This is a genomic window from Oceanispirochaeta crateris (assembly GCF_008329965.1).
Taxonomy (GTDB): Bacteria; Spirochaetota; Spirochaetia; order DSM-2461; family DSM-2461; genus Oceanispirochaeta; species Oceanispirochaeta crateris.
In genome coordinates, this window is sequence record NZ_CP036150.1 from 3,271,282 (window position 1) to 3,295,354 (window position 24,073).

Here is a 24,073-nt window from a genome sequence, read left to right on the forward strand (position 1 = left end):
GAGGGATAATTGAAGAGGCTGACCTTTAGTTTCATCTTGTGTTCGATCCTCCTCTCTCCTCTTACTGCTTTGGATCCCTATCTTTCTTTGAACCTGGACATCAATTATTCCGCACTGGGCTTTGCCACCATGATGAAGCCCTATTCCGATGGCGTGCTGGTTATCCCTCAGGAATACGATGAAATTCGCGAAGAGGCTATAAAGATTCTTTTGGAAGACGCCCGGTGGATCTTTTCAGGGATGATTTATGGATTTTCATTTCGTTATGTTCCCGGGAACAGAGAAGAAACTCTGGCTGAGGTCTTTGAATTGAGTCCCATTAAACAAATTCCTAACGGAGACCCGGCCATGAAGGTTCAACAGGTTCTGGATGATACTCAGTACCTGTCGGTGTTATTTTATTATTGGCCGGATGAGTATCAGAATCGAAGGCTCAAGGTCAGCCGGGGCGGCGGGTTCCATTCGTCTGCTGCCGCTGGTGTCGTTCCCATGATGTTGGAGGATGCCAGAACCCTGTCTTTGATCGAAGCGGTGAAACAGGCTATCAGAGCCGATCTCAGAGATCTTATATACAATAGGCCGCTGGAAGTCTCCGGGTCTGTTTATCTGTCCGGTCCTCCCCGGATCAATATCAGGTCCGGAGAATACCGAAGCAGCGTCAAGATCCTTTATCGCCGGGAAGATATGAAAACCTTCCCGATCAATTATTGAGGATCAATCTCGTGGTGGAATTGCACGAACCATGATGATTCCCTCGATCTTTTTGAGATCTGCAATCAATTTTTCCGTAGGAGCCTTGTCAGTGTCTATGATGTTATAGGCAATTCCTTCTTTGTGCTTATTCATCATATCCTGAATATTGATCTCATTCTCCGCCAGGAGGGTAGATATCTGACCCACCATATTGGGGATATTCTTATTGGCGATGATCAACCTGTGGCCTCCCACATAATCCATAGTACAGTTGGGGAAATTGACGGCATTCCGAATGTTTCCCGTTTCGAGGAATATCCTCAACTGATCGGCAGCCATGACGGCACAATTCTCTTCGGCTTCGGGAGAGGAGGCTCCCAGATGAGGTATGGTGATAATTTGGGGGTTTCCCAACAGTTCTCCTTCGGGGAAGTCGGTGATGTAATAACTGATCTTTCCCGATTCAATGGCTTTTTTGAGACTATCATTGTTTACAAGGCCCCCTCTTGCGAAGTTCAGGAGCCGTGTTCCTTCCTTCATCTGGTCAAATTGATGCTCATCGATTACGGATCTGGTTTTATCATTTAAGGGGATATGGAGTGTAATATAGTCTGAGTTGGCAATCAAAGAGTCCATGGAGTTGGCTTTTTTTACTTCCGGTGAGAGTCCCCAGGCTGCGTTTATGGAGATAAAAGGGTCAAATCCGGTGACTTCCATACCAAGGGCCAATGCCGCATTTGCAACAAGGACTCCAATGGCTCCCAATCCAATGATTCCCAATTTTTTGCCCTGAACCTCTGGACCTGAAAATCGTGATTTCTCTTTTTCTACAAGGCGAGAAACCTCCTCTGCCGGGTCCAGGCTTTGAACCCAGTTGATTCCGGCATTTATATTTCTAGAGGAAAGGAATAATCCAGTGAGCACTAATTCTTTTACACTATTGGCATTGGCTCCCGGAGTGTTAAATACTACGATCCCTTGGTCTGTGCAGTAGGACACAGGAATGTTGTTCACTCCGGCCCCAGCCCGGGCAATGGCCTTGACGGTGGGTGGGATGTCATCCTCTCCCACCTTGTAGCTACGAACAAGGATGGCGTCTGGATGAGACAGGCCGGAGGCTGTTTCATAGTCTTCTCTTGGCAATCTCTCCAGCCCCTTGGCAGAGATCTTATTCATCGTCTGTATGGTGTACATCTTCACTTCCTTTGTTCCGGTTCTACCGGGTTTTTATGTTCTGACCCGTTTATACGGGAGGCCATGCTATAGAATCCCAGGCTCAGATCAGCCTGGTAGTAAAAGATCTCTTCCGGGACGATAAGGGGGCAGCTTGTCAGGTTTATGATGCCTTTGGCACCGCCCTCTAACATTCTCATCATGTTTTTTTCGGGTAATGCGGTTTCGCTTGCCAGAATCCCTATGCGTATTTTCTCCCTTTCGAAGACTTCTCTGATTTCATAAGAGGGGTAGAGAGCCACCCTTGTCTCTGTTCTTTCGAGTCGGTTTTGGCTGCCATCGAAGGCGGCACAGATGCGAATCCCCTGAAATCCTTCCGATTCCCTTATGAGGATCGAACCCCAGCTATCCAGTCCGGCCATTCCTGCTCTAAGATTTTTCATGAGATATAATTTTTCTCTGAGTCCATTCTGTAAAGAGAGGGCTTTATATCCTCTCCCGTCAGCCCGGCAGCCCAGTATATTCAGATCTTTACGGATCAATTCCGCAGAAGACCCTATGAGTTCTGCCAATTCTCCGGATGTATACCTGGGGGAGGCCCCCTCATCCTGAATTCTATTTAAGGAAATAAAGAGGCGGAGCATCCTGAAGTGTGCTGATTCTGAAAGGTTTTCCTTTGACATCCTGATTTGGATCATATAGGCGGGAGAGGATCTGGACAAGCAATATCTGTGAAATATTTCACAGATGGAATAAAAAAGATTGTGAGTGGGAAATTCTATTTCATTTTATGGGTCTCAGGAGCGATATTTATGTCATAGGGCAAAAGAAACGAATGAATACAATAGTAACGATTTGCAGCGACTCAATTATCAATCAGGGCATTGAACGGGTAATCCAAAATGAGTTCCCAGGTGATTATAACCTCCATTTTACCGACAACATCACCGAAGCCCTGGATATCCTGAATTTCGAACTCCCAGAACTGACGATCCTCCATCTGTCCGATAAGAATCTGGATTTGACATTTCTAAAGGAAAAGATCATGGAAGATTCTTGGCTTCATAGTTCAGGAATCATCGGGGTATACGATTTGGGACGGCATGAGGAGGCACGGCTCCTGGATCAATTCAGAAGCCTGAATTTATTGACTCTCCTTGATTACTCCAGAATCCGCACCCATTTTGCCAAGGTCCTTTCAATTGTTTATGCCAATAGGCAACTCATTTATCAGAATGAACTGGCGGACAATGTTCTTGGAAAATTTTCGGGTGCTTTCAATATCTCCAACGCCGATTACCCCGTGGTTTCTGTGTATACAGGTTTGCTATCAATCAATATGGTGCGGGCGGGGCGGGTCTCGGATGAGGAACGGTTCAAGCTCCAGATGGCTCTTTCAGAGCTGGTTCTTAATGGAATTGAACATGGAAACTGTGGCATCAGCCGGGAAGACCGGGATCGTCATCTGGAGTCAGGCGGCAACCTCCTCGAACTGATTAATGAAAGGAATCAAGACAAGGAAATCAGGAAAAAGCGGGTTCTTCTTGAGTGGATACTTTCTGAACAGGAATCCCGTTTTGTGATTCATGATGACGGTGAAGGTTTTGATGTAAGCGCCTACAAGGCTTCTCTTCAGAATGTGAATTCAGAAAATTTGAAGGGCCGGGGAATCCTTCTGTCCAGGGTTGTGTCTGACAGGATTTTATTCAATAAGACGGGGAATCAGGTGACTCTGATCATGAATCACAGACATCTTCATGAACGACTCACTCCTGCAGGATTCTCTACGGAAGAGATGCTCATTGTCAAACCGGGAGATATTGTGGTTCGTGCAGGGGACCCTAGTGATTCAATTTTTTATATCTCAAGCGGTATTTACAAGGTTGTTAACCATGGAAATATTGTCGGGAAGATATCACCAGAGGATGTTTTTCTAGGTGAAATGGCCTTTCTTTTGAACCGGGACCGTAGCGCATCTGTCATTGCCGAAACAAAGGGGAAATTGATTCGAATTCCTAGAAAGTCTTTTATTAAAGTCTTGAAACTCTACCCCCAGTACGGGCTGTTTATCAGCAGGCTTTTGGCAACAAGGCTGAAACGGACCAATGATTTTATTGTGACCTCTCTCGGTGAAAAAGAAGATGATGAAGCTAAGGATTTGACAATATAGCGGGATGGACTGACTTAAAAAGACACTTTGAATGAGATATGACCCCCTTTTGCCGATCATTAGACGGCAAAAGGGGGTATTCTTTATTTTTCTTCCGGGGGCATAACAACCTGCAGATGCAGGTCCTGAAGCTGGTCGCCTTCCACACGGGCCGGGCTGTCGTCCATGGGAGACATACCTGCGCTGTTTTTAGGAAAAGGGATGACTTCTTTGATGGAGCTTTTACCGGCCATGATCATCACCAGTCTATCTACTCCGGCAGCAATTCCGCCATGAGGGGGAGCTCCATAGCGGAAAGATTCCAATAAAAATCCAAATCTTTCTTCTGCTATTTCTCTGGGAAATCCGACAATATTAAAAATCCTCTGCTGAAGTTCGGGGTCATGGACTCTTATGGAACCGCTGGCAAGCTCGTAGCCGTTGAGGACGAGGTCGTAGAGGTCGCCTTTGACGGCTCCAGGATCGGACTCCATTGTCTCAATAAATCTTTGCTGGGGCATGGAAAACATATGGTGAGCCGGCTCCCAGGATTTTTCTTCTTCGTTGTATTCAAAGAGTGGGAAATCTATGATCCAGACAAATTTGTACTGGCTCTCATCAATGAGTTTCAGATCTTTTCCTAACCGGGACCGCACGGCACCCAAAGATGTACAGGCTGTTTTCCAGTCTGCAGCCATAATCAGGATGAGGTCTCCCTCATTTGCATTCAAACCGTCTGTTATCGCCTTGGCCTGTTCTGCAAAAAACTTGGAGATTCCTCCATCCAGTCCGTCGGCGGTCACTTTCATCCAGGCCAGACCCTTGGCTCCATAGGTTTTGGCTGTTTCTTCCAGATCGCTGATTTTCTTTCTGGAGTAGTCTGCAGCTGCTCCGGGTACAACCAGGGCTTTGATGGTTCCTTTTGATTCGAGGACCGATTTAAACACCGAGAAATCACTGCCGGGAACAAATGAGGCAAAATCCTGGAATGCCAGGCCGAATCTAAGGTCGGGTTTATCTGAACCATACAGGTTCATGGCATCATCATAGGCAATGCGTTCAAAGGTCGCAGGAAGGTCGACTCCCAGAGATTCTTTAAACACATGACTCATCATTCCCTCAGTTACGGCAAAGATATCATCCTTGGATACAAAGCTCATTTCCATGTCGATTTGGGTGAATTCAAGCTGCCGGTCTCCCCGGGCATCTTCGTCTCTGTAGCATCGGGCTACCTGAAAATACTTGTCGAATCCAGAGACCATGAGGAGCTGTTTGTAGAGCTGAGGAGATTGGGGAAGAGCAAAAAATTTCCCTGCATGGAGTCTTGAAGGCACAAGAAAGTCTCTGGCTCCTTCGGGGGTCGATTTGATCAGTGTAGGAGTTTCAATTTCAAGGAAATCATCTTTTTGCAGATAATCCCTGATGGCCCAGGTGACCTTGTTTCTGAGGATGATCCTGCTCTGCATTCCCCCGGACCTAAGGTCGAGGTAGCGGTATTTCAATCGGGCAGTTTCATTGGAATCAGTCTCATCTTCAATCATGAAAGGAAGAGTCAGACAGGTATTCAGTATTTCAATCTTTTTGACTGATACTTCTATTTCGCCGGTAGGCATATCAGGGTTGACCATGGTGTCCGGTCTTTTTCTGACAATCCCTTCAATGGCTATGCAATATTCAAATTTGAGGCTTCCTGCCAGCTCAGATAGTTCTGCGGGAGCATCTTCATCCACGACGATTTGTGTTTCACCGTAGCGGTCTCTCATATTGATAAAATGAATACCGCCGTGATCGCGGTTTCTGTGGACCCATCCATTGAGGATGATGCTTTTTCCGTCATCAGAAGCTCTGAGACTGCCGCATGTCGCGGTTCTTTTCATATTTTCCATGGTAATGAATGTACCATTTCAAACCCGTGAAAATCAATGAGTCAATGAGGGAAAAGCCTTGAAAGGTCTCAAGAAAACTGGTCTTGAATCAGAGGTGAAAATCCCAGGCGGGGAATCGATTCTTATTTTCTGGAATCACCGGAGCTTTTTTCTTGAAATAGACCCGGTTCTTGAGTCCCATTCTATCAGGCAGATAGGAACGTTTTGTCTTTCTCAGACCCTCTATCCCCATGTCCTGCTCCAGGTTGATCTCTTTGAATCCCCGGCAAAAATGCTCGGCATATCGATTGAACATAAACTGATAGATTCCCTTGTATTTCACATCACCCTTGGCAAAATGTATGGCAAAGACATCGGGACTGACCGCTTCTCCAATCATAAATCCGGCGGGTTCACAGTCGGCATAAAATACAGCACCTTTCAGGTTGAACTGGGTCCGTTTCTCCAGGGCTTCCCTGCACTGAAAGTAGTCCGAGTCGCCCATCTCCTGGGTGGATACTTCCTGCCAGCTTTCCAGCAGGGCTAAAGGACCCTTTGTGTTATCATCGGAGAGCTCTTCAACATGGGGTTGGTAGAGGTTCTGATACTGCTTGAGGAGATTCCTTTTCTTATGCATTTTTCTTCCGGGATAGTGCTACATCTTGTCAACGGTGTAGAGGTAGTCAGAATCCTGTTCCATATGGTCATAGTAGAAATCCCATTCTTTTAGGGAGTCCAACCATTCATCGGGAATTGGAAAGATCATATCATAGTCTTCTTCTTTCCCGATGCGGATCAGTTCCCGGGTATATTCGTCAGACTCAGTAAGATCCTGCAAAGGCATCAAGTAGCGCTGTTTATCATAACTAACACCCGAAAGAAAACAAAATTTTCCGGATGTAACAATTTCATATTTATGTGTGTTTCTGAAAAAGTAGAGGTTGGCAAAACAGTATTCCGACAGAGGAACTTTGATGTTCTGCAAAAGAGGGGCCAATAATGTTCTGTGACTGTAATCAAAAAATTCCCTCTGCATGCTTTCTCCAATATATAGAAATGATTTTCATAAAAACAAAATATAATCATCTGGAAGGGATCAGACAAGAAAAAATCTTAATTACTAGTAAATTAGTAGACTATATGAGGGTGAATTCTATTTTCAATTTATTAAAAATTAATTATATTTATGAGACAGGAGTATGCAATGGAAAGAATTTATCTCGACAGCAATGCGACAACCGTCGTGGATCCCCTGGTCAAGCAGGCCATGGATCCCTTCTACTGTCAGATGTATGGAAATCCCAACTCTCTTCATCGTTTCGGAACAGAAACCCATCCCGCCATGAGTATCGCCCTTGACCGGATGTATAAGGCCATAGATGCCGATGATGAAGACGATATTATTATTAATGGCTGTGCTACAGAAGGGAACAACACGGTTCTTAAAAGTGTTTTTATGGATACTCTTGCAAAAGGGGAACCCTGCCATATTATTACAAGTCAAATAGAACACCCCAGTGTCCTGAAAACCTGTCAATATCTGGAAAAAGAACATGGTATTGAGGTGACCTACCTCCCTGTCAATAAAGATGGACTGGTAACGCTAGACAGCTTGAAAGCACATCTGGTTCCCGGAAAAACGTCATTGGTTTCTATCATGTGGGCCAACAATGAGACCGGTTTGATAAATCCTATAAAAGAATTGGCCGAGTACACCAAACAGAATGGAGTTCTCTTTCATACAGATGCTGTTCAGGCTGTCGGGAAAATACCGGTTAGTCTCAAAGAGGTGCCGGCAGACTACCTCACATTCAGCGCCCATAAATTCCATGGCCCCATCGGTGTCGGCGGAATGTATATCAGGCACGGTAATACCATAACTCCTCTTTTACATGGGGGCGAGCAGATGGGTCATAAACGGGCCGGAACAGTCAATGTTCCTTTTGTGGTTGGTATGGGTCTGGCTATTGAGCTGGCATCACAGCATCTGGACTACATCGATTCTGATGTCCGGAGGCTTCGGAATAAACTGGAAGATGCCATACTGGCATTGCCTGATACAATAGTCATTGGAGATCGTAAATACAGGACCCCCAATACCATCCTTGCAAGCTTCAAGGGGATTGAGGGAGAAGCCTTTCTCTGGGATTTAAACCAAAATGGTATTGCCGCCTCTACGGGTAGTGCCTGTTCATCCGAGGAACTTGAAGCAGATGCTACTTTCCAGGCTATGGATATGGACAATAATCTTTCCCACACAGGAGTCCGTTTCAGTCTTTCCCGTTTTACAACAGAAGAAGAAATAGACGTGAGTATTGAAGTAATAAATAAAACGGTACAGAGGCTCAGAGCCATTTCTAGTACATATTAGGGAGAAAATAATTATGGCAAAGAATGATCTACTGGGAGGTTCGCTCTGGGACAACTATTCAAACAAAGTTGCGGATAGAATGGACCATCCCAAGTATTTAGGTGAGATAAGCGAGAAAGAAGCCGAATCGATGAATGCCAGGCTTGTTATAGCCGACTGGGGGGCCGAATCCTGCGGTGATGCCGTTAGAATGTATTGGGCTGTAGATAAGGACAGTGAAATTATTGTCAAGGCAACATTTAAAAGTTTCGGCTGTGGAACTGCCATCGCATCCAGTGACATGATGGTCGAGCTCTGTCTTGGGAAAACTGTGGATGAAGCCCTTCAGATCACCAACATAGATGTAGAAGCCTCTCTCCGGGATGAACCGGGTATTCCTGCTGTTCCTCCTCAGAAGATGCACTGCTCTGTCATGGCATACGATGTGATCAAGCAGGCTGCTGCTATCTATAAAGGTGTTGAAAAAGGAATCCTCGATGACGATGAAATGGTCTGTGAATGCGCCCGAGTAACACTCAAAACCATTCAGGAAGTGATTCGGATCAACGATCTGACAACAGTAGAAGAAATTACCGATTACACCAAAGCCGGTGCTTTCTGCAAATCCTGTATAAAACCCGGCGGGCATGAACAAAAGAAATATTACCTGGTAGATATCCTCAAAGAGACAAGAGCTCAGATGGATATGGAGAAGGAACAGAAGAAAGAAATCCCCTTTACCACCAGAACTCCTTTTCAGAAAATGCGTCTCATCGAAAACCATTTTGACGGAGAAATCCGGCCTCTTCTGCATAAAGATGGAGGAGATGTGGAGATCCTTGATATTGCAGAGCGTGATGATCTGACATACGTCTCCATAAGCTATAAGGGAGCCTGTATGGGCTGCGGTAGTGCTTTGACAGGAACTCTCAGCTTCATCGAGCAGGGGCTTAGAGAAAATGTTGACGAGTCTATTCGAGTCTCAGTTTCATAAATAGAAGAGCATTATTCTTTTCTTTTAAATATGATTTCTTCAATTTTATTATGATTGACCCGGGTCACCTTCAGTTCTCCTTCTGGAAGATTGACGGTGGCTCCAAGTCTGGGGATAATCCCTAGTTTTTCGGTCATATACCCGCTGATTGTCAGGGTTTTTATGTCGTGTTCAAGATCCAATCCAAGATGATCGTGAAGGTCGTAGAACGATGTGTCTCCCTGGATGATCCATTCATTGTGTTGTCCATTGAGGATTTTGTCGTTTTCAGTCTCTTCATTTTCGTCGTACATTTCTCCGAAGATCTCTTCAATAACATCTTCTCTTGTCACGATTCCCGTCAAGCCACCATATTCGTCAAGAACGATAGCCATATTGAGGTTTTCAATTTTAAATTGGTGAAAAAGGTCGTGGACCATGCGGGTTTCTGGGACATAAAATGGTTCATTCATTATCTCTTTCAGCTTTACCCTGGTCTCTCCAGCACTCAGTGCCTTCATGATGTCTTTCGCCAGGATCACTCCGACTATATGCTCCGAATTATCCTGATAGACAGGAATCCTTGAAAAATCTTTTTGGAGGATCTGAGGGAGAACTTCATCTAGAAATGCTTCTTTATCCAGACAGAATACGTCAGTTCTGTAGGTCGTAATTCCCTTGACCGGGGTATCATTGATGCGGAAAACATTCTTAACCATCTGTTTTTCATAGCTCTCTACGATACCCATATTTTCGCCCAAAGAGACCATCTGCAATAGATTGTCCAGGGTAAATGCCTTCATAACCTGACCGGAAAACAATCCAGTAATGAAGGAACTGATCCCGGAAATAACCCAGATGACAGGACGGAACAGATAACTCATGACTTGAATAGGATAGGCCATGAGTTTGCTGATAGCCTCATTTTTGGCGAGGGCGATCTGTTTGGGCGTCACTTCTCCAAAAATCAAAATAAAGAGAGTGAGTATTCCTGTCATGTATCCCACAAACTGGTTTCCCAGAATTTGTATTGTTAGAGACGTTGAAAGAGCTGTGGCACCGATGTTTGCCAGGTTGTTGCCAATGAGCAGAGTCGTGAGCAGAACTTCCGGTTTTTTTGTCAGCCTAGCCGCGCAGCGGCTCCTTCGGTTTCGGCTCTTTTTCATGCTTTGTATTTGAAACATAGACAGGGAGGTATAGGCTGTTTCTGTAGATGAGAAAAGCCCTGACATCAAGAGGAGAAAAGATAGTAGTATAATTTCGGAAATCATAAGGATACAGATCCATGATCAGATAGGTCTTGTCTGATTTTAAGAGTTAAGGTACATAAAAACGGGTCGGGGTCATCCATGGGAAAATTATTCACAAATCGGCCAGGTTATGCAATAACTGAATAAGAAGTAATTTGGGTATAAACATTTCATGCATATAATAATATCAGTAAAAAGGGGAAGAATTTCCACCAGAAGATTTTTTATGTTGATAAATAGAAAACAATTGCCCCTAACCGTTTTCCAGCATTGAAGGCAGATTCTCTTCCCCGCAGAAATGAAAGTAATTCAATACTAATAATACTCCATTAATGAGGGACTTTCCTGATTTTTGTGTGAATTTAATCTAAAGGGTGCAAAAAAACATAAAGAGATTCATCTGTTTCTTGCCGTCTGAAATTAAAATTATTACCTTAGAGAAGGAGAATCCAATTCAATCCTCAACCGGATTCTTTTGATTATCTGCGCCAAGGAGACATAGACGTGTCAAAAAGAAAATTTAAAACAGAAGTGAATCAATTACTAGAACTACTGATTCACTCCCTTTATTCTCACAGTGAAATCTTCCTCAGGGAGTTGATTTCAAACTCTTCCGATGCCCTGGACAAGCTTAAATACCTGACTCTTACTGATGAGTCGTTGAAAAATTTGGAATGGGATCCCCGGATTGACATTGTCATAGATAAAAATGACAAGAAGACTTTGACTATCAAAGACAATGGAATTGGTATGAGCGATGAGGATCTGGTGGATTCTCTGGGAACAATTGCCCGGTCAGGAACTAAAAATTTCCTTAGTAAATTATCCGGTGATGCCCGAAAAGATTCAAACCTTATCGGTCAGTTTGGAGTTGGATTTTATTCCATTTTCATGGTGGCAGACAAAGTGGATGTCATTACGAGAAAAGCAGGAGAAGAAAATGCTTGGAAGTGGAGTAGTGATGGACGGGAAGGATACTCTCTGGATCCGGTGGAACGAAAGGAAGGACAGGGAACCTCTGTTGTCCTTCATCTGAATGATACAGGAAAAGAGTACGCTAACCGCTATGATCTGGAACAGATTATAAAAAAATATTCCAACCATATTGCCTTTCCTATTTACCTTCATTATGAATCAAGCAGGTATGAGGGCGAAGGTGATGACAAGAAGGAGATCAAAGAGGATAAAGTTGAGCAGATCAATACAGCTTCGGCTCTCTGGAAAAGATCTGCCAAAGAAATCAAAGACGAAGAATACAATGAGTTTTATAAGTCCATTTCAAACGATATGGATGATCCTCTTCATAAAATCCATACCAGAGCAGAAGGTACATTGGAGTATAACACCCTCTTTTTTATTCCTAAAAAGGCACCTTTCGACATGTATCAGGCCGATTACAAGCCTGGAGTAAAACTCTATGTCCGACGTGTATTTATCACCGACGATGACAAGGAACTCCTGCCTACCTACTTGCGATTTGTCAGAGGAGTTATCGATTCAGAAGACCTTCCTCTGAATGTCAGCCGTGAAATCCTGCAAAAGAATAAGGTCCTTTCAAGCATCAAGAATGCGTCTGTCAAGAAGATTCTGGGTGAGTTGAAGAAGCTATCAGAAAAAGAAGATGTATATAACGAGTTTATTGAACAGTACAATCGCCCTCTGAAAGAAGGGGTTTATTCAGATTACGCGAATAAAGAGGATCTCATGGAGCTCATCCGCTTCAAGTCTACCTCCGTTGAGAGCTGGACCAGTCTTGCCTCCTATCTGGATCGCATGACAGATGATCAGAAATCCATCTACTACATTACGGGTGACAATGAAACGACTCTCAGAACGTCTCCCCTTCTGGAAGCCTATAGAAAGAAAGGTATTGAAGTCCTGATTATGGACGATGATATCGATGAGATTGTGGCTCCAATGATGGGAACCTACAAAGAAAAAGAAATGAAAGCTGTCAACAAAAGTGGCAGTGCAGATGATTTGAAAACTGAAGAAGATAAGGAAAAAGAAAAATCAATCAAACCTCTTCTGAAAAAGATCAAAGACATTTTGGGTGAAGACGTTAAAGATGTTGTTTCTTCCAGCAGACTTCACGAGTCTCCCAGCTGTATTGTTGCTGATGAGAATGATCCTACGGCTCAGATGCAGCAAATGCTCAAGGCCATGGGACAGACTGAGATGCCCGAGATTAAGCCTATTTTGGAAGTGAATCCCGATCATGCTATTGTGAAGCAGCTTCTGGATTCATCAGACAAGGCTCTATTGGAAGATATAAGTTTTCTTCTTCTGGGGCAGGCCATTCTCGCGGAGGGAGCTCCTTTAAAAGATCCTCATACTTTTGCACAGAGGTTGAATAGAGTTATGGAGAAGGCTCTTTAGGCAATTTATTTCCGATTTTTAAAAAGGCTGTTCCATTTTGGAGCAGCTTTTTTTGATTAATTTTGATTCATGAGAAATACTTGTAATATAATAATTTTCCGGGAGACAATATTGAGCATCATTCCAGGGCTTCAAATACTTATCAGTCAAAGTTTCGGGAAAATATGAAAATCCTGATCGGTCACACCAATATGGATCTGGATTGCCTGGGTTCTCTGGTTTTAGGAAAGTATCTGTACCCCGACGCCCTTTGTGTTAGGAGCAGACTAATACATCCTGTTGCCAAATCGCTCTATAATCTTTATAAAACACACCTTGATTTTCTCCCTTCTAAAGAGCTAATTGATTGCCCTGTGGATGAGATGATTATCTTTGATACGCGCAGCAGTGCTAGAGTTCGTGAATATTTTGAATATTTACCAGATTTTAAGGGGAAGATCACCGTATATGACCATCATAGCAACGACAGCTGTGATTTGGAAAATGCCGAAGTGATCTCGGCTGATTTTGGTTCCAATACTTCAATCGTAACCCTACTTTTGAAAGAGGAGGGGATCTCTCTCGATCCGGTAGATGCCACAATTGCCCTGACTGGCATATTTGCTGATACAGGGAACTTCACTCATGAAAATGTCTGCCTTGAAGACTTCAGGGCATCATCGTGGCTGATGCAACAAGGGGCCAGTATGAAGCTTGTCAGTCAGTTTCTTAAGCCTCTAAAGCAGGATTATCAAATTTCCCTGTTCCATCAGGTTTTAAACCGCCTCGTGTACAAGAATATTCATGGTCACACAATTATTCTCAGCTATTATGAGATGAAGGAACAGGTCAGCGGACTGGCATCCATAGTAGAAAAGGTTTTTGAAGTTGAAAATGCGGATGCCCTTTTTGTTCTGTTCGGCCTGGAAAAGGCAAATAAAACACTAATCATCGGCCGGAGTCAGAAAGAAACTGTCGATGTAAGCAGCATTCTGGCGCCCTGGGGCGGTGGGGGACACACCAGAGCCGCTTCTGCTCAGCTGAAGGGAAAATTCGGGGAAGAAATATACAAATCTTTCCTCCTCTCCCTCAAACGCTCTCTTTTACCGGCCATTACGGCCCGTGACCTGATGACGGATAAGGTCGATGTCATCAGGGAGTCCTGGTCCGTTCTGGATGCCTCTCTTTTCCTTGAGAAGATCAGCCATACGGGTGCTCCGGTTTTAAATGACCTGGATGAGCTGGTTGGCTTTATGACTCTCCGGGATATCAGCAAAGCCCGAAAGTCCCGTCAGATGAAGGGACCCGTGAGGAGTTATATGACTCATAAGGTGCACAGCTGTAGTGGCGATGCCAGTGTAAAGGAATTGGAGTCATTTTTTCTAAAGTGGAATATCGGTCATATTCCTGTCGCAAAAGAGAAGAAATTGTTGGGTATTGTGACCAGGGCAGACTATCTGAACTACCTGGAATCCAGATAGTTCAAATCTATTTCGTCCTTATGAGGAAATTTTCAGTTCCCGGAAAATTCGGCAGGCTGAATTGATTTCTTCAGCTGAAACTGAGAGGCTGGTGACCAGACGAATTTCCTGGTCCGCTGTGGCTATAACCCGAACTCCCTTCTCTAATAACAGGGCTTCTACTTTCCGGGCATCCAGTCCGGGGGTTTCAATAAAAATGATGTTTGTTTCAACCCGGTTGATGTCGACCTGCGCCCAGGAGCATTGTTTCAGACATTCGGCCAGTACTCGTGCGTTGTGATGATCTTCAGCCAGGCGCTGTATGTTATGCTCCAATGCGTAAAGGCCAGCTGCAGCCAGCACTCCTGCCTGTCTCATGCCTCCCCCCAGTATCTTCCTCCACCGTCTTGATTCTTCAATGATGTCTTTGGGCCCGACAATCATGGAACCCACCGGGGCTCCCAGGCCCTTGGACAGGCAAAGATTTGCGGTGGTGCAGTGGGAAAAAATTTCAGACAGGGATATTCCCGTCGAGACAGAAGCATTGAAGCAACGGGCTCCATCCATATGAATCGGGAGGTTTTTGCTGCGGGCAAAGGCCGAGAGTTCTTCCAATTGTTCCTTCTTCCAGCAGCTTCCCCCTTCAAAATTATGGGTATTTTCTATGGCTATAAGACTTGTATGTGCCATGTCGTAATCATTTTCTTTGATTCTGCTTTTTACTGCGGCGGCACTCAGGATGCCCCGCTCTCCAGGGGTGGCAATGGGCAGTGTTCCTGCTACCGCCGCGACGCCTCCCACTTCATGCTGAAGAATATGGGCATTTTCATGTAGTATTACCTCTTTTCCACGCCCTCCTAAGATGATCAGGGGGAGGAGGTTTCCCATGGTGCCGGAGCTGACAAAAAGAGAGGCTTCTGCTTCGCAGAGTTCGGCCATTTTGGCTTCCAGGGCATTGACGCTGGGATCTTCTCCGTAGACATCGTCTCCCAGTTCGGCGTCGTACATCGCCTGCCGCATGGCCTTGTCCGGTTTTGTAAAGGTATCGCTTCTTAATTCAATCATCTGGCTTCCTCTTTTAATGTTTCCAATTGCTTAAAAAATCCCGGATAGGTGATATTCACAGCATCTGCCGTTTCGATCTGGGTGTTCCCGAGGGCTCCCAGGGAGGCCAGAGCCAGGCTCATGACCACACGGTGATCTCCATGTCCATTTAAACGGGCGCCATGGAGGGGTGAACCCTGGATGATCATGCCCTCTGGAGTTTCTTGAATATCCGCCCCCATTTTTTTCAACTCTGCTGTCATCACGGCAATTCTGTCGGTTTCTTTCATCCTAGCCTGTGGTACGTTGACTATTCTTGTCTCTCCCCGGGCGTAGCAAGCCGTCACGGCCATGGCAGGAAGGGCATCAGGAGTATCATTCAGATCCAGAACACGGCCATTCAGCGCCTCTGGAATCACCTGTATGCCGTCTAAGCTGTGCTCAAATCTGCATCCCATGGATTCCAGGTAGTTAAGGACGGCCTTATCACCCTGACTGTCCTTCATATCCAATCCGGTTAGGGTCAGAGGGCTTCTGCTGATGGCGGCGGCACAAAAAAAGAAGGTAGCCGAAGAGAAGTCGGCGGCTATGGAGGCATCAAAGGGCTGGTACGCCTGAGCTCCCAAAATTTGAAACTCTTTCATCCCCTCCTGTTTCCAGGAAATACCTCTTTCTTCCATCCACTTCAGGGTCATTTCGGCATAGGGCTGTTCCATCAACAGGGGAACTCTTATCAGTGTAGAATTATTCGAAGAGGGCAGAAGGGGTGCGGCCAGCAGTAAGGCCGAAAGGTATTGACTGGTGGGGCAGCTTATGGAGGTTTCCCCCCCCATCAATGGACCCTGCACCGAGTAGGGGGCGCATCCCCCTGGAGATGACAGCACTGTCGCTCCCAAATCTTCCAGGGCTTTCAACAGGTTTGCCGCCGAGCGGCTTCTTATTTGCTCATCTCCGTCAAATGATACTCTTGGCCCTAGGGCTGCGGCTATGGCTGTGAGAAGGTAGAGCGATGTTCCCGAATTCCCCACATTGATATGTATTTCTTTGTTTTGATTCCTTGGAATCGGGCTGAGGACTTCCCAGCCATAGTCTCTGTCTTCTATATGAGCCCCCAGCTTTCTGCAGGCTTTGAGACATGAGAGGGTGTCGTCAGAGTATAAAGGATTTCTGATCCGGCTTGTTCCTTCGGCCAATGAGGCGATCAGCAAAGCTCTGATGGTGTGAGATTTGGAAGCTGGAATCTTTATATTGCCCTTGAGGGGGATTGGTCCGTCTGTGGGATTTTCTAACCCTGATAGTGTGACTGTATTCATTGTCATTAGAGGATATCAGATCTGGATGGAATCTGTCCAAGGGTTCGGTCGTTTATCGATCTTATGGGTTCCATAGAAAAGAGGAAAGAATGACCTTCCCGTCCTTTGAGAAACCGACACCCTCAGACTCAAGTAGGGCTCTTTGAAGCTCTCCGGATTCTCCGCCAAGAGAAATACCTCCTGCCGCGTTGACAACCCTGTGCCAGGGTAGTCCTCGTTTCCTACTGGAGCTGTAAAGGAGACGGGAGACCTGCCTTGCCCCGCGTGAAGATCCGGCCATGGCTGCAATCCGGCCGTAGGTACAGACCCTGCCCTGGGGGATGTCTCGGATGATTGCACAGACTCGGAGAGAAAAGTCTTCCATCTCTAGTCCTTGTGCCTGCACACCGGGCAACCCAGTACATGAACATGCATTTTACGCCCCGGGCGTTCAAAGACTCTGGCAATGGCAAAGTTTCCCTCTTTAAAGAGTACTTTACAGGAGGGACAACGGCGATCTCTCAGAGGTTCCCGGCACCCGGCAGGATGATCACTATAACACCAGGGACAACCATAGATATTCATCAATCGATCTTCTCCCCGGTTGTAGATGACCGAGTGTACCCTTTCTCCTTTCCGGAGTGCTTTTTCACAAAGAGGGCAGGGATGGGTATCTTCACCAATGTCATCGTCATCATCAAAACTGAAGCCTTCCAATAGGGAATCCTCCACAGTGTGCTTGTTCTTAAGGGTGGAAATAATGAGAAAGATGAGGATGCCAAAAAGGATGACAATAATCAGAATTTCAGGAAACACCGGGGAACCGCCTCGTCAATCTGGTCACAAACCATGGTTTCATATATCCTACATCTTATGGCAATATTGTATATGGTGGCAACGCCTGTGGGTAATCTTCAGGATATGACATACCGGGCTGTAGAAGTCCTTAAAGAAGTCGATATCATCGCATGTGAAGATACGAGGCTGAGTGCGAAGCTTCTCAATCATTATGGAATTCAGAAGCATTTGATCAGCTGCCGGGCTAGGAATGAGAAGCAGAGCGCTCCAGGGATTGTGAAGCTTTTGGATGAGGGGAAAAACATCGCCTATGTTTCAGACGCCGGAACTCCTGTCATGAGCGATCCAGGCAGGCTTTTGGTCAGGCAGTGTCGGGATGCCGGACACGAAATATTTCCCATTCCAGGGGCCTCTGCCTTTACGACTCTGGTCTCGGTCTGCGGATTCCATGGCAAATCCTTTCATTTTGAGGGGTTCTTATCTCCTAAATCGGGGAAACGGAAAAAAAGGCTCCAGGAGCTCCTGAACCGTGAGGAATCATTTATGATTTATGAGTCTCCCTATCGGGTTGTTAAGGTTCTGGAAGAAATCAGAGAGATGGAACCTGAGAGAGAAATTTTGCTGGGACGAGAAATGACAAAAAAATTTGAAGAATATATAGAAGGAACTGCCGATAAGTTGATTAATCACCTTGAAACAGGAAATCATTCAAAAGGTGAGTTTGCTTTACTTGTTTCGGCAGAGAAAAAAGGTTAACATTATGGCAGGCTTGTCGATATTTATTAATGGAGAGCAAAGGAGCTGACATGACAATAGATAGAATAGGTTCGGTAGATCCATTATCTCGTCTGAATAAGACAGAGAAAGCGGTCCGGACTGAAGTAAAAGATAAATCCGATTCCATCGATGTCTCCATCGAAGCTAAGAAAAGCTCAGAGCTGCTTATGGCAATGGAAAGTGTGAAGGTTGCTCCCGATGTCAGAGAAGATCGTATAGCTGAGGTAAAGGCTCGCCTGCAGGATCCGAATTATATAAACGACACGGTGGTTAACTCCGTTGCGGATAAGCTGATGGATCTATTTGGAATTTAAGAGATTTTCAGTGTATATTACAGGCAGTGCTTCGGCTCTGCCTTTTTTTTGATCTAAACTTTCAGGCCCTGTGGCCCTGAGTGAAAAATCACTGAGGCTGTACACAGCCTTGGTCGTAAATTGGAGTCATTATGGCTGAAATTTTCTTGAAGGTCCCTTCCCGTATTCTCCTTGGGGTAAATGAAACGAATCGTCTTGGTATTGAAATAAGCAAGCTAGGAAAACGGGTCCTCCTTATTTCAGAGCCTATTCTGAAAGAACCTGTACGAAAACTTCAAAAGCTTTTAGAGGGTCACGGAATTGGGACGATTGTTTTTGATGAAGAACCTTTAAAAGGCACCAGCTTTACCATAGAAACCTGCCAGAATATTGCTCGGGGGAGTCATGTCGAAACCATCCTTGGTTTTGGAGGAGGGCGTACCCTGTCTATTGCCAGGGCTGTTGCCTCTTCAGTACCGGAGCATCTGCACCCCGATACCCTGATGGAACGGGGTAGGGGTGGTATTTCATTACCCTGTATAGAGTTAATCAGTGACTTCTGGTCCCCCCTTTTTCTTCAGCCCCGGTTCAGTCTTACAGATAGTCGAAATGGTATTTCAAGATTCATAGACTACTCTACCCATTCTTCATGTCTGCAGGTGTGTGATCCGGTTCAGTCTCTTGCTCTGCCCGAGAGGTATAGGACACCTTTGTATTTCGAACTAATCCTGAATACTCTCGTTTGTGCCGCCATTCCTTCCAGATCTTTTTTATCAGAAGTTCACAGCCTTTCCTCCTTCAGGCGGCTCTGGTATAGGAGAAAATCGCTTGTAGGCTCATGGGATCTAAACTGTGCCACAGATTTGATGGAAGCAGGTTTTCTCACTGCCATGGCGCATCAGGAGACCGGATCCTATTGGTCAGGTATTCTCATTGAATCGGTGAGTGGTCACTTTCAGGTTTCAAGATCGGTTATAGCAATGATTTTAGCACCCTATATTGTGGACTACCTCTGCAGTATTGCTACCAGTGAAATCAGTCACTTCCTGGGGCAATTGTTAGATCTGGAAGATGCTCCCAGGAGTCCCGAGGAATTAAAGGATGCTCTGCGGGAACTCATCGGCTGGTATTCCATGCCTTCACAGCTTCGTAATACAGGTATCGCCCAGGATTCTCTGGCCTTAGCCGCAGAGACTGCAGGCCAAATGCTGATTCATTCTGGAAGGGGAGGCATCACCGTAGATCAGATGTTCTCTATTCTGAAAAGTAGCTGGTAATGATCACAGTCAGAAAGTTATTCTCACTTAAACCGGGTACGAGAGAGAGAAAGATCATTAAAATTTTAGGAGAGTGGGAACAGGGGCTGCAAGAGGGGCAGATGCCCGATCTTTTGTATTTAAAAGATTTTTTCAGGTCCATGACTCTCAACGGTTTTTCAGTCTCTTCCTCTGTCTTGGAAAATCCGCTCCAGTTGAGACGAGAAATAAATAGGATCCGGCATGAATTACTCCTGTCTGTGGGTTCGACTCCTGCCGAATGGGACCTGATTCATAGACCGGATGAGGGTGGTTCCGAACGTCAAAAATTTCCTTTGAAAATTTATCTTGATGATATTAGATCACCCTTTAATGTTGGTTCAATATTCAGAACAGCCGAATGTTTTGGAGTTTCCGAAATCCTTTTATCTCCCGGTACTGCGGATCCCGACCATCAAAGGGCGAGGCGTACTTCAATGGGTTGTACCGAGATGATTCCCTGGAAACGTATGGATATAGGGGAACTCAAAAATCTGGATCAATCTGTTTTTGCCATGGAGTTAGGTGGTATCGGTCTGGATGAATTCTCTTTCCCGGAAGAAGGGATTCTGGTTCTGGGATCTGAAGAGTTGGGTGTCTCCCCTGAGTGCCTTGCCTTGGCAAGGTCGTCTAGGGGAGTTGTCACGATTCCCTTATATGGCCATAAGACATCTCTCAATATTTCAGTGGCATTTGGAGTGGTTATGAATGCCTGGTGCGGGAATTTCTAAGAGGATCTCAGCGGTGGAGGGCATTTTCAATGGCAGCCTGATTGAAGCCGACGATAACTTTGCCGTTCACATCGATGACCGGGACTCCCATTTGCCCTGATTTTTTTACCATCTCTTCTGCTTTTGAAGAATTGACGGCAACATTATAATCTGTAAAAGCGATATTATTCTTTTTGAAATAGTCTTTCGCCAGAGTACAGTACCCGCAGCTGGGGGTGGAATAAACAATCACAGACATATTTAATCTCCTTGTATATATGAAAACTTATATATACAATATATTCATTACTCGGGCTTCCGTCAAGAGGGATGATTGTTCTTTTTTAGAATCACATCATCAGTTCTGATTTGAAAGCCTGCGCCAGTATGTCCTTCATCCGATCCAACTGTACTTCTGATGTGATCCTGAAGAATTTGAGGACGTCTTTATCCAGTTGATCGTAAACAATATTTTGTTTTTCCAGGTCGCAGAGGGCATTGGCCAGGTAGACACAATTGACTACTTTTCTATACTCGGGTTTGGAGAAATGAGGTTCATGATGATAGCGAATCGCTTGTACAAGCGATTCAGAAAAATTCCACTTTTCGGCGATTTTTGCTCCAATCTGGGCATGGTTGAAACCACCAGCCAAATTCTCAAAAAGGCCGGCCGAAAGAGATTTCTCTGTGGCAAATTCTTGAATCTTCTCTAAGAGTTCCGGATGAATGCTGGAAAAGACGATCTTACCCATGTCGTGAAGGATACCGCCGACATAAGCATCATCGATGAAGTCCTTGGTCAGTTTGACATTCCTGGCCAGGCTGAATGAATAAAAGGCAGTTCTGTGGGCATGGTCCCAGAGCTCTTTTTTCTGAGGAAGGTTCAGGATCTTTTCTGATCCATAAGAGTATAGGAGGTTTTTCAATCCTCTTAATCCAACCATCTTAACCGCATCGGCTATATTATCGACCCTGTTGGGCAGCATAAATTTCGCCGAGTTTACAACACGCAGAAGGTCGGCCGTCAGAGACGGGTCGGTACTGATGCGCCGGGCAATCTCGTTGATATCTGAATTGGGGTCATTGATGAGCTGCTGTATGACTGTGATATTTTCTGGAAATTGAGGCAGAGCTTCAATCTCAGAAACAATTCTGGATGTCAGCATGTCCATCTCGTCCAATTTGACCTGGGCTATGGGGATGGTCAAAGAGGCGATTGTTTCTCCGCTGTTTCCATCTATTTCAAAGGCCTCCTCATCAAGGCCCATTTTCTTTAACATGAGGATTAGAATGACGATACCCAGTCCCGCCCCTTCTGAGTCATCCAATACTTCTGAGAACGCCTCTTCCATGCTGTCAAATGCTCTGGATCTGGCTATGCGGTCGTAAATACGCATCTGTTCTTTTCTTGTAATTTGTACGTTGTTTCGGATGGCTATTCGGAAGTTCGAGCTAAAGGTGTGAAAAGTAACCTTTACATAGAGGCCTTTTTGTTTTTGGAGTTCCAGGTAATGGTCAATCCTATCCATCGTTTCGGATTTGAAGTTTTTCATTCCTTCCTGATAGTCGTCTTTGCTGTCTAAAGAAAGGCCTTTCTCTTCAAAGTACACTCTTTTGGTGTTGGCTTTTTTGGCGTTAACCGCCAGCTCTTTCAGGCAATAGGCTAATCTATCTACCAAAGTCTCTTGACCCAATTCTCTCAGGTACACTCCAAGAATATCCTCAAGGTAGACCTCTGTATCATGATTAAGTTTATAAGACGTGACGGTGACGGGCACCGATTTTTGTATGGCAATTTTGATCTTATCTGAAATGTTGGTAGGAGGCATGGCCGGTCCTTATGTGTACTTTATTTTATAGTAAATGATTTAACCATTATTGAGAATAAATCAATACTAAAATTATAGTTCTCAATACTCTCTTGTCAAGTCGCCATTTATTATTGAATTATTGCCCGACTGTTTTGTGAAAATCTATCGGCAAAAACTCGCAGATAAAATTTTTTTCGAATATAATGGAGCCATGAATATTTTTGAATTTGATAAGTGGTGCAGGTCTTTCTTGGCGATCGAAGACATGGCAAGAGTGGATGCTTCTTTGAATGGGCTCCAGATTGGAGATAAGACGAATCAGATAAAAAAGATTGTTTTTGCTGTGGATGCCTGCCTTGAGACTCTGCAGAAAGCCGCCTCTATGGAGGCAGACCTCCTTTTTGTTCATCATGGGCTTTTTTGGGGACGTCCACTGGCCATCACTGATGATCATTACAAGCGTGTAAAGTTGGCATTGGATCATAATCTGGCCCTTTATGCGGTGCATCTTCCCTTGGATATGCATCCGGTTTATGGGAATAATGCCCGTTTGGCAGATATTCTGGGACTGGAAGAGCGGGAAGGGTTTTCGGATTACAAGGGCTATAAAATTGGTATAAAAGGGCGGTTGAGCTCTCCTTTGAAGAGAGATGAAGTTGTCAGGACCCTCTTTGCTGGATGGGAAAGCAGTCCTCGGATGTTGCCCTTCGGTCCCTCTGAGATCCAAACCGTCGGAGTCATCTCAGGAGGCGGAATCCATCAGGTCAGTGATGCCATTAGCGAAGGGCTGGACTTGTATATAACAGGTGATGCTTCCCATAATATATATCATCAAAGCCTTGAAGCGGGGATAAATGTCCTTTTTGGCGGACACTATATGACGGAAATCTGCGGTGTTCAGGCTGTGCAGGCAAAGGTTTCCAAAGAACTGGGAATAGAAGCGGAATTCATTGATGTTCCCACCGGTCTTTGATATGGTAGCAGCTATGACTCTTCAAACTCATTTTCAATCGTGGAAATATTTAATCTTGACTCTGGTTTTGATCTTTGTGGATCAGCTGAGCAAACTGCTGGTTGTTGCCTTGATTCCCCTCAGAACCATCGGGTTCACCTTAGGGAACGATTTCTTCAGATTGATTCATGTCAGGAATACGGGTGTGGCTTTCAGTCTGGGAGATTCTCTGCCCCTACCCTTGAGAAAAGCTCTTTTCATTCTGATGCCCCTGGTTGTTCTCATCTATCTGGCTGTTCATATTGTCAGAACCAAAGAGGAAACCGGTTTTCAGAAATACTGTCTGGCTGGTATTCTGGGAGGAGGGTTTGGAAATCTGATTGATAGAATTTTCCGTCCCGAGGGAGTTGTTGATTTTCTGGATGTGAGATTTTATGGTCTGTTCGGACTCGAACGATGGCCCACCTTTAATGTTGCAGACTCCTCTGTTGTTGTCTGTGGTATCCTCCTGTTTCTATCGTTCTGGAGGAAGGAGAAAATAACTGATGAATAAAAAATTGAATACGGTCCTGTTTATGTTGGCCGGAACGATCCTGAATATTTTTCTTATGCTGGGATTGTTTTTGCTGTTCCTGTACCTTGGAAATCTGGTGCTTACACCCGAAACGGACAGCAGCCTCAAAATGCTTGTTTTTCTGCTGATTATCGGGTTTTCGGTTGTGGGGTCCTTTTTCCTCTATTCGAGGATTGTGAAAATTATCAATAAGAGATGGAATCTTGAAAACTACATGCATCCTTTCTTTACTAGGAAACGCTAAAAATTCTGTCTC

Annotated in this window: 25 protein-coding genes; 13 read left to right on the forward strand and 12 right to left on the reverse strand. The window is 45.0% G+C overall.

The window, feature by feature from the left end; translation table 11 throughout:
* The first annotated feature begins 9 nt into the window (after positions 1 to 9).
* Positions 10 to 711, forward strand: a complete 702-nt coding sequence (locus tag EXM22_RS14935) for a hypothetical protein (RefSeq protein WP_149487284.1) — start codon at positions 10 to 12, stop codon at positions 709 to 711.
* Between the two features lie 3 nt (positions 712 to 714).
* Here the strand turns inward: EXM22_RS14935 and EXM22_RS14940 are convergent, their stop codons facing one another.
* Positions 715 to 1,887 (reverse strand): phosphoglycerate dehydrogenase, encoded by a 1,173-nt coding sequence (locus tag EXM22_RS14940; RefSeq protein WP_149487285.1) that lies wholly within the window; start codon positions 1,885 to 1,887, stop codon positions 715 to 717.
* Between the two features lie 2 nt (positions 1,888 to 1,889).
* Positions 1,890 to 2,549 (reverse strand): hypothetical protein, encoded by a 660-nt coding sequence (locus EXM22_RS14945; protein WP_149487286.1) that lies wholly within the window; start codon positions 2,547 to 2,549, stop codon positions 1,890 to 1,892.
* A 152-nt stretch (positions 2,550 to 2,701) separates the two neighbouring features.
* Between EXM22_RS14945 and EXM22_RS14950 the strand changes: the two genes are divergently transcribed.
* The gene (locus EXM22_RS14950; protein ID WP_168203543.1) at positions 2,702 to 4,036 is read left to right on the forward strand and encodes a cyclic nucleotide-binding domain-containing protein; all 1,335 of its coding nucleotides are present in this window, start codon (positions 2,702 to 2,704) and stop codon (positions 4,034 to 4,036) included.
* Positions 4,037 to 4,119: 83 nt separating this feature from the next.
* Here the strand turns inward: EXM22_RS14950 and aspS are convergent, their stop codons facing one another.
* The 3 genes from aspS to EXM22_RS14965 all read right to left on the reverse strand — a co-directional run bounded on the left by aspS (position 4,120) and on the right by EXM22_RS14965 (position 6,916).
* Complete coding sequence (gene aspS / locus EXM22_RS14955) at positions 4,120 to 5,901, reverse strand: aspartate--tRNA ligase (protein ID WP_149487288.1); 1,782 nt, start codon at positions 5,899 to 5,901, stop codon at positions 4,120 to 4,122.
* Between the two features lie 88 nt (positions 5,902 to 5,989).
* The gene (locus EXM22_RS14960; protein WP_149487289.1) at positions 5,990 to 6,517 is read right to left on the reverse strand and encodes a phosphatidylglycerol lysyltransferase domain-containing protein; all 528 of its coding nucleotides are present in this window, start codon (positions 6,515 to 6,517) and stop codon (positions 5,990 to 5,992) included.
* Between the two features lie 18 nt (positions 6,518 to 6,535).
* Positions 6,536 to 6,916, reverse strand: a complete 381-nt coding sequence (locus tag EXM22_RS14965; RefSeq protein ID WP_149487290.1) for a GNAT family protein — start codon at positions 6,914 to 6,916, stop codon at positions 6,536 to 6,538.
* Between the two features lie 168 nt (positions 6,917 to 7,084).
* Here EXM22_RS14965 and EXM22_RS14970 point away from each other — a divergent pair, with 168 nt between their 5' ends.
* Positions 7,085 to 8,251: a NifS family cysteine desulfurase gene (locus EXM22_RS14970; protein ID WP_149487291.1), complete on the forward strand. Its 1,167-nt coding sequence runs from the start codon at positions 7,085 to 7,087 to the stop codon at positions 8,249 to 8,251.
* 13 nt (positions 8,252 to 8,264) lie between these two features.
* Positions 8,265 to 9,224, forward strand: coding sequence for an iron-sulfur cluster assembly scaffold protein (locus EXM22_RS14975; RefSeq protein ID WP_149487292.1), 960 nt, complete (start codon positions 8,265 to 8,267; stop codon positions 9,222 to 9,224).
* Positions 9,225 to 9,235: 11 nt separating this feature from the next.
* Here EXM22_RS14975 and EXM22_RS14980 read toward each other — a convergent pair whose 3' ends face one another.
* Positions 9,236 to 10,474, reverse strand: a complete 1,239-nt coding sequence (locus EXM22_RS14980) for a hemolysin family protein (protein ID WP_149487293.1) — start codon at positions 10,472 to 10,474, stop codon at positions 9,236 to 9,238.
* A 483-nt stretch (positions 10,475 to 10,957) separates the two neighbouring features.
* Here EXM22_RS14980 and htpG point away from each other — a divergent pair, with 483 nt between their 5' ends.
* On the forward strand, positions 10,958 to 12,832 hold the full coding sequence (htpG, locus tag EXM22_RS14985; RefSeq protein ID WP_149487294.1) for a molecular chaperone HtpG: 1,875 nt from the start codon (positions 10,958 to 10,960) through the stop codon (positions 12,830 to 12,832).
* A gap of 164 nt (positions 12,833 to 12,996) precedes the next feature.
* Positions 12,997 to 14,292 carry a CBS domain-containing protein gene (locus EXM22_RS14990; RefSeq protein ID WP_149487295.1) on the forward strand — a complete coding sequence of 432 codons (1,296 nt, stop codon included), beginning with the start codon at positions 12,997 to 12,999 and terminating at the stop codon, positions 14,290 to 14,292.
* An 18-nt stretch (positions 14,293 to 14,310) separates the two neighbouring features.
* Here the strand turns inward: EXM22_RS14990 and ltaE are convergent, their stop codons facing one another.
* The 4 genes from ltaE to EXM22_RS15010 all read right to left on the reverse strand — a co-directional run bounded on the left by ltaE (position 14,311) and on the right by EXM22_RS15010 (position 17,423).
* Positions 14,311 to 15,336 (reverse strand): low-specificity L-threonine aldolase, encoded by a 1,026-nt coding sequence (gene ltaE / locus EXM22_RS14995; protein WP_149487296.1) that lies wholly within the window; start codon positions 15,334 to 15,336, stop codon positions 14,311 to 14,313.
* The gene (aroA, locus tag EXM22_RS15000) at positions 15,333 to 16,628 is read right to left on the reverse strand and encodes a 3-phosphoshikimate 1-carboxyvinyltransferase (protein WP_149487297.1); all 1,296 of its coding nucleotides are present in this window, start codon (positions 16,626 to 16,628) and stop codon (positions 15,333 to 15,335) included. The genes ltaE and aroA overlap by 4 nt, the downstream gene beginning before the upstream one ends.
* A 61-nt stretch (positions 16,629 to 16,689) precedes the next feature.
* Positions 16,690 to 16,992, reverse strand: coding sequence for an MGMT family protein (locus EXM22_RS15005; RefSeq protein WP_149487298.1), 303 nt, complete (start codon positions 16,990 to 16,992; stop codon positions 16,690 to 16,692).
* Positions 16,993 to 16,994: 2 nt separating this feature from the next.
* Positions 16,995 to 17,423: a hypothetical protein gene (locus EXM22_RS15010; protein WP_149487299.1), complete on the reverse strand. Its 429-nt coding sequence runs from the start codon at positions 17,421 to 17,423 to the stop codon at positions 16,995 to 16,997.
* Between the two features lie 57 nt (positions 17,424 to 17,480).
* Here EXM22_RS15010 and rsmI point away from each other — a divergent pair, with 57 nt between their 5' ends.
* The 4 genes from rsmI to EXM22_RS15030 all read left to right on the forward strand — a co-directional run bounded on the left by rsmI (position 17,481) and on the right by EXM22_RS15030 (position 20,501).
* Positions 17,481 to 18,161 carry a 16S rRNA (cytidine(1402)-2'-O)-methyltransferase gene (gene rsmI, locus EXM22_RS15015; protein WP_149487300.1) on the forward strand — a complete coding sequence of 227 codons (681 nt, stop codon included), beginning with the start codon at positions 17,481 to 17,483 and terminating at the stop codon, positions 18,159 to 18,161.
* A 50-nt stretch (positions 18,162 to 18,211) separates the two neighbouring features.
* A complete protein-coding gene (locus EXM22_RS15020) occupies positions 18,212 to 18,496 on the forward strand; it encodes a flagellar biosynthesis anti-sigma factor FlgM (RefSeq protein WP_168203544.1) in 285 nt (94 codons plus the stop codon).
* Between the two features lie 131 nt (positions 18,497 to 18,627).
* Positions 18,628 to 19,752: an iron-containing alcohol dehydrogenase gene (locus tag EXM22_RS15025; protein WP_149487302.1), complete on the forward strand. Its 1,125-nt coding sequence runs from the start codon at positions 18,628 to 18,630 to the stop codon at positions 19,750 to 19,752.
* Entirely contained in the window at positions 19,752 to 20,501 is a 750-nt protein-coding gene (locus tag EXM22_RS15030) for a TrmH family RNA methyltransferase (RefSeq protein ID WP_149487303.1), read from the forward strand. Before EXM22_RS15025 ends, EXM22_RS15030 begins: the two co-directional genes overlap by 1 nt.
* 7 nt (positions 20,502 to 20,508) lie before the next feature.
* Here EXM22_RS15030 and EXM22_RS15035 read toward each other — a convergent pair whose 3' ends face one another.
* Both EXM22_RS15035 and EXM22_RS15040 read right to left on the reverse strand, forming a co-directional pair.
* Positions 20,509 to 20,739, reverse strand: coding sequence for a glutaredoxin domain-containing protein (locus EXM22_RS15035; RefSeq protein ID WP_149487304.1), 231 nt, complete (start codon positions 20,737 to 20,739; stop codon positions 20,509 to 20,511).
* Positions 20,740 to 20,830: 91 nt separating this feature from the next.
* Positions 20,831 to 22,309, reverse strand: a complete 1,479-nt coding sequence (locus tag EXM22_RS15040; protein ID WP_149487305.1) for an HDOD domain-containing protein — start codon at positions 22,307 to 22,309, stop codon at positions 20,831 to 20,833.
* Between the two features lie 193 nt (positions 22,310 to 22,502).
* Here EXM22_RS15040 and EXM22_RS15045 point away from each other — a divergent pair, with 193 nt between their 5' ends.
* From EXM22_RS15045 to EXM22_RS15055, 3 genes are read left to right on the forward strand one after another with little or no spacing between them, the layout of a single operon-like run.
* The gene (locus EXM22_RS15045; protein ID WP_149487306.1) at positions 22,503 to 23,264 is read left to right on the forward strand and encodes a Nif3-like dinuclear metal center hexameric protein; all 762 of its coding nucleotides are present in this window, start codon (positions 22,503 to 22,505) and stop codon (positions 23,262 to 23,264) included.
* A complete protein-coding gene (gene lspA / locus EXM22_RS15050) occupies positions 23,245 to 23,796 on the forward strand; it encodes a signal peptidase II (RefSeq protein ID WP_342780270.1) in 552 nt (183 codons plus the stop codon). The genes EXM22_RS15045 and lspA overlap by 20 nt, the downstream gene beginning before the upstream one ends.
* Positions 23,789 to 24,061, forward strand: coding sequence for a leader peptide processing enzyme (locus EXM22_RS15055; RefSeq protein WP_149487308.1), 273 nt, complete (start codon positions 23,789 to 23,791; stop codon positions 24,059 to 24,061). Before lspA ends, EXM22_RS15055 begins: the two co-directional genes overlap by 8 nt.
* Positions 24,062 to 24,073 lie beyond the last annotated feature (12 nt).

Excerpts from the sequence above, each read along its gene's own strand:
- rsmI (WP_149487300.1), top strand. The coding sequence starts at position 17,481 with ATGGCAATATTGTATATGGTGGCAACGCCTGTGGGTAATCTTCAGGAT.
- EXM22_RS15055 (WP_149487308.1), top strand. The coding sequence starts at position 23,789 with ATGAATAAAAAATTGAATACGGTCCTGTTTATGTTGGCCGGAACGATC.
- EXM22_RS14950 (WP_168203543.1), top strand. The coding sequence starts at position 2,702 with ATGAATACAATAGTAACGATTTGCAGCGACTCAATTATCAATCAGGGC.
- lspA (WP_342780270.1), top strand. The coding sequence starts at position 23,245 with ATGTTCCCACCGGTCTTTGATATGGTAGCAGCTATGACTCTTCAAACT.
- ltaE (WP_149487296.1), bottom strand. The coding sequence starts at position 15,336 with ATGATTGAATTAAGAAGCGATACCTTTACAAAACCGGACAAGGCCATG.
- EXM22_RS15030 (WP_149487303.1), top strand. The coding sequence starts at position 19,752 with ATGATCACAGTCAGAAAGTTATTCTCACTTAAACCGGGTACGAGAGAG.
- EXM22_RS15035 (WP_149487304.1), bottom strand. The coding sequence starts at position 20,739 with ATGTCTGTGATTGTTTATTCCACCCCCAGCTGCGGGTACTGTACTCTG.
- EXM22_RS15025 (WP_149487302.1), top strand. The coding sequence starts at position 18,628 with ATGGCTGAAATTTTCTTGAAGGTCCCTTCCCGTATTCTCCTTGGGGTA.
- EXM22_RS14980 (WP_149487293.1), bottom strand. The coding sequence starts at position 10,474 with ATGATTTCCGAAATTATACTACTATCTTTTCTCCTCTTGATGTCAGGG.
- EXM22_RS14945 (WP_149487286.1), bottom strand. The coding sequence starts at position 2,549 with ATGTCAAAGGAAAACCTTTCAGAATCAGCACACTTCAGGATGCTCCGC.
- EXM22_RS14940 (WP_149487285.1), bottom strand. The coding sequence starts at position 1,887 with ATGTACACCATACAGACGATGAATAAGATCTCTGCCAAGGGGCTGGAG.
- EXM22_RS15040 (WP_149487305.1), bottom strand. The coding sequence starts at position 22,309 with ATGCCTCCTACCAACATTTCAGATAAGATCAAAATTGCCATACAAAAA.
- EXM22_RS15045 (WP_149487306.1), top strand. The coding sequence starts at position 22,503 with ATGAATATTTTTGAATTTGATAAGTGGTGCAGGTCTTTCTTGGCGATC.
- aroA (WP_149487297.1), bottom strand. The coding sequence starts at position 16,628 with ATGAATACAGTCACACTATCAGGGTTAGAAAATCCCACAGACGGACCA.
- EXM22_RS14965 (WP_149487290.1), bottom strand. The coding sequence starts at position 6,916 with ATGCAGAGGGAATTTTTTGATTACAGTCACAGAACATTATTGGCCCCT.
- EXM22_RS15005 (WP_149487298.1), bottom strand. The coding sequence starts at position 16,992 with ATGGAAGACTTTTCTCTCCGAGTCTGTGCAATCATCCGAGACATCCCC.
- EXM22_RS15020 (WP_168203544.1), top strand. The coding sequence starts at position 18,212 with ATGACAATAGATAGAATAGGTTCGGTAGATCCATTATCTCGTCTGAAT.
- EXM22_RS14975 (WP_149487292.1), top strand. The coding sequence starts at position 8,265 with ATGGCAAAGAATGATCTACTGGGAGGTTCGCTCTGGGACAACTATTCA.
- EXM22_RS14970 (WP_149487291.1), top strand. The coding sequence starts at position 7,085 with ATGGAAAGAATTTATCTCGACAGCAATGCGACAACCGTCGTGGATCCC.
- aspS (WP_149487288.1), bottom strand. The coding sequence starts at position 5,901 with ATGGAAAATATGAAAAGAACCGCGACATGCGGCAGTCTCAGAGCTTCT.
- EXM22_RS14960 (WP_149487289.1), bottom strand. The coding sequence starts at position 6,517 with ATGCATAAGAAAAGGAATCTCCTCAAGCAGTATCAGAACCTCTACCAA.
- EXM22_RS14990 (WP_149487295.1), top strand. The coding sequence starts at position 12,997 with ATGAAAATCCTGATCGGTCACACCAATATGGATCTGGATTGCCTGGGT.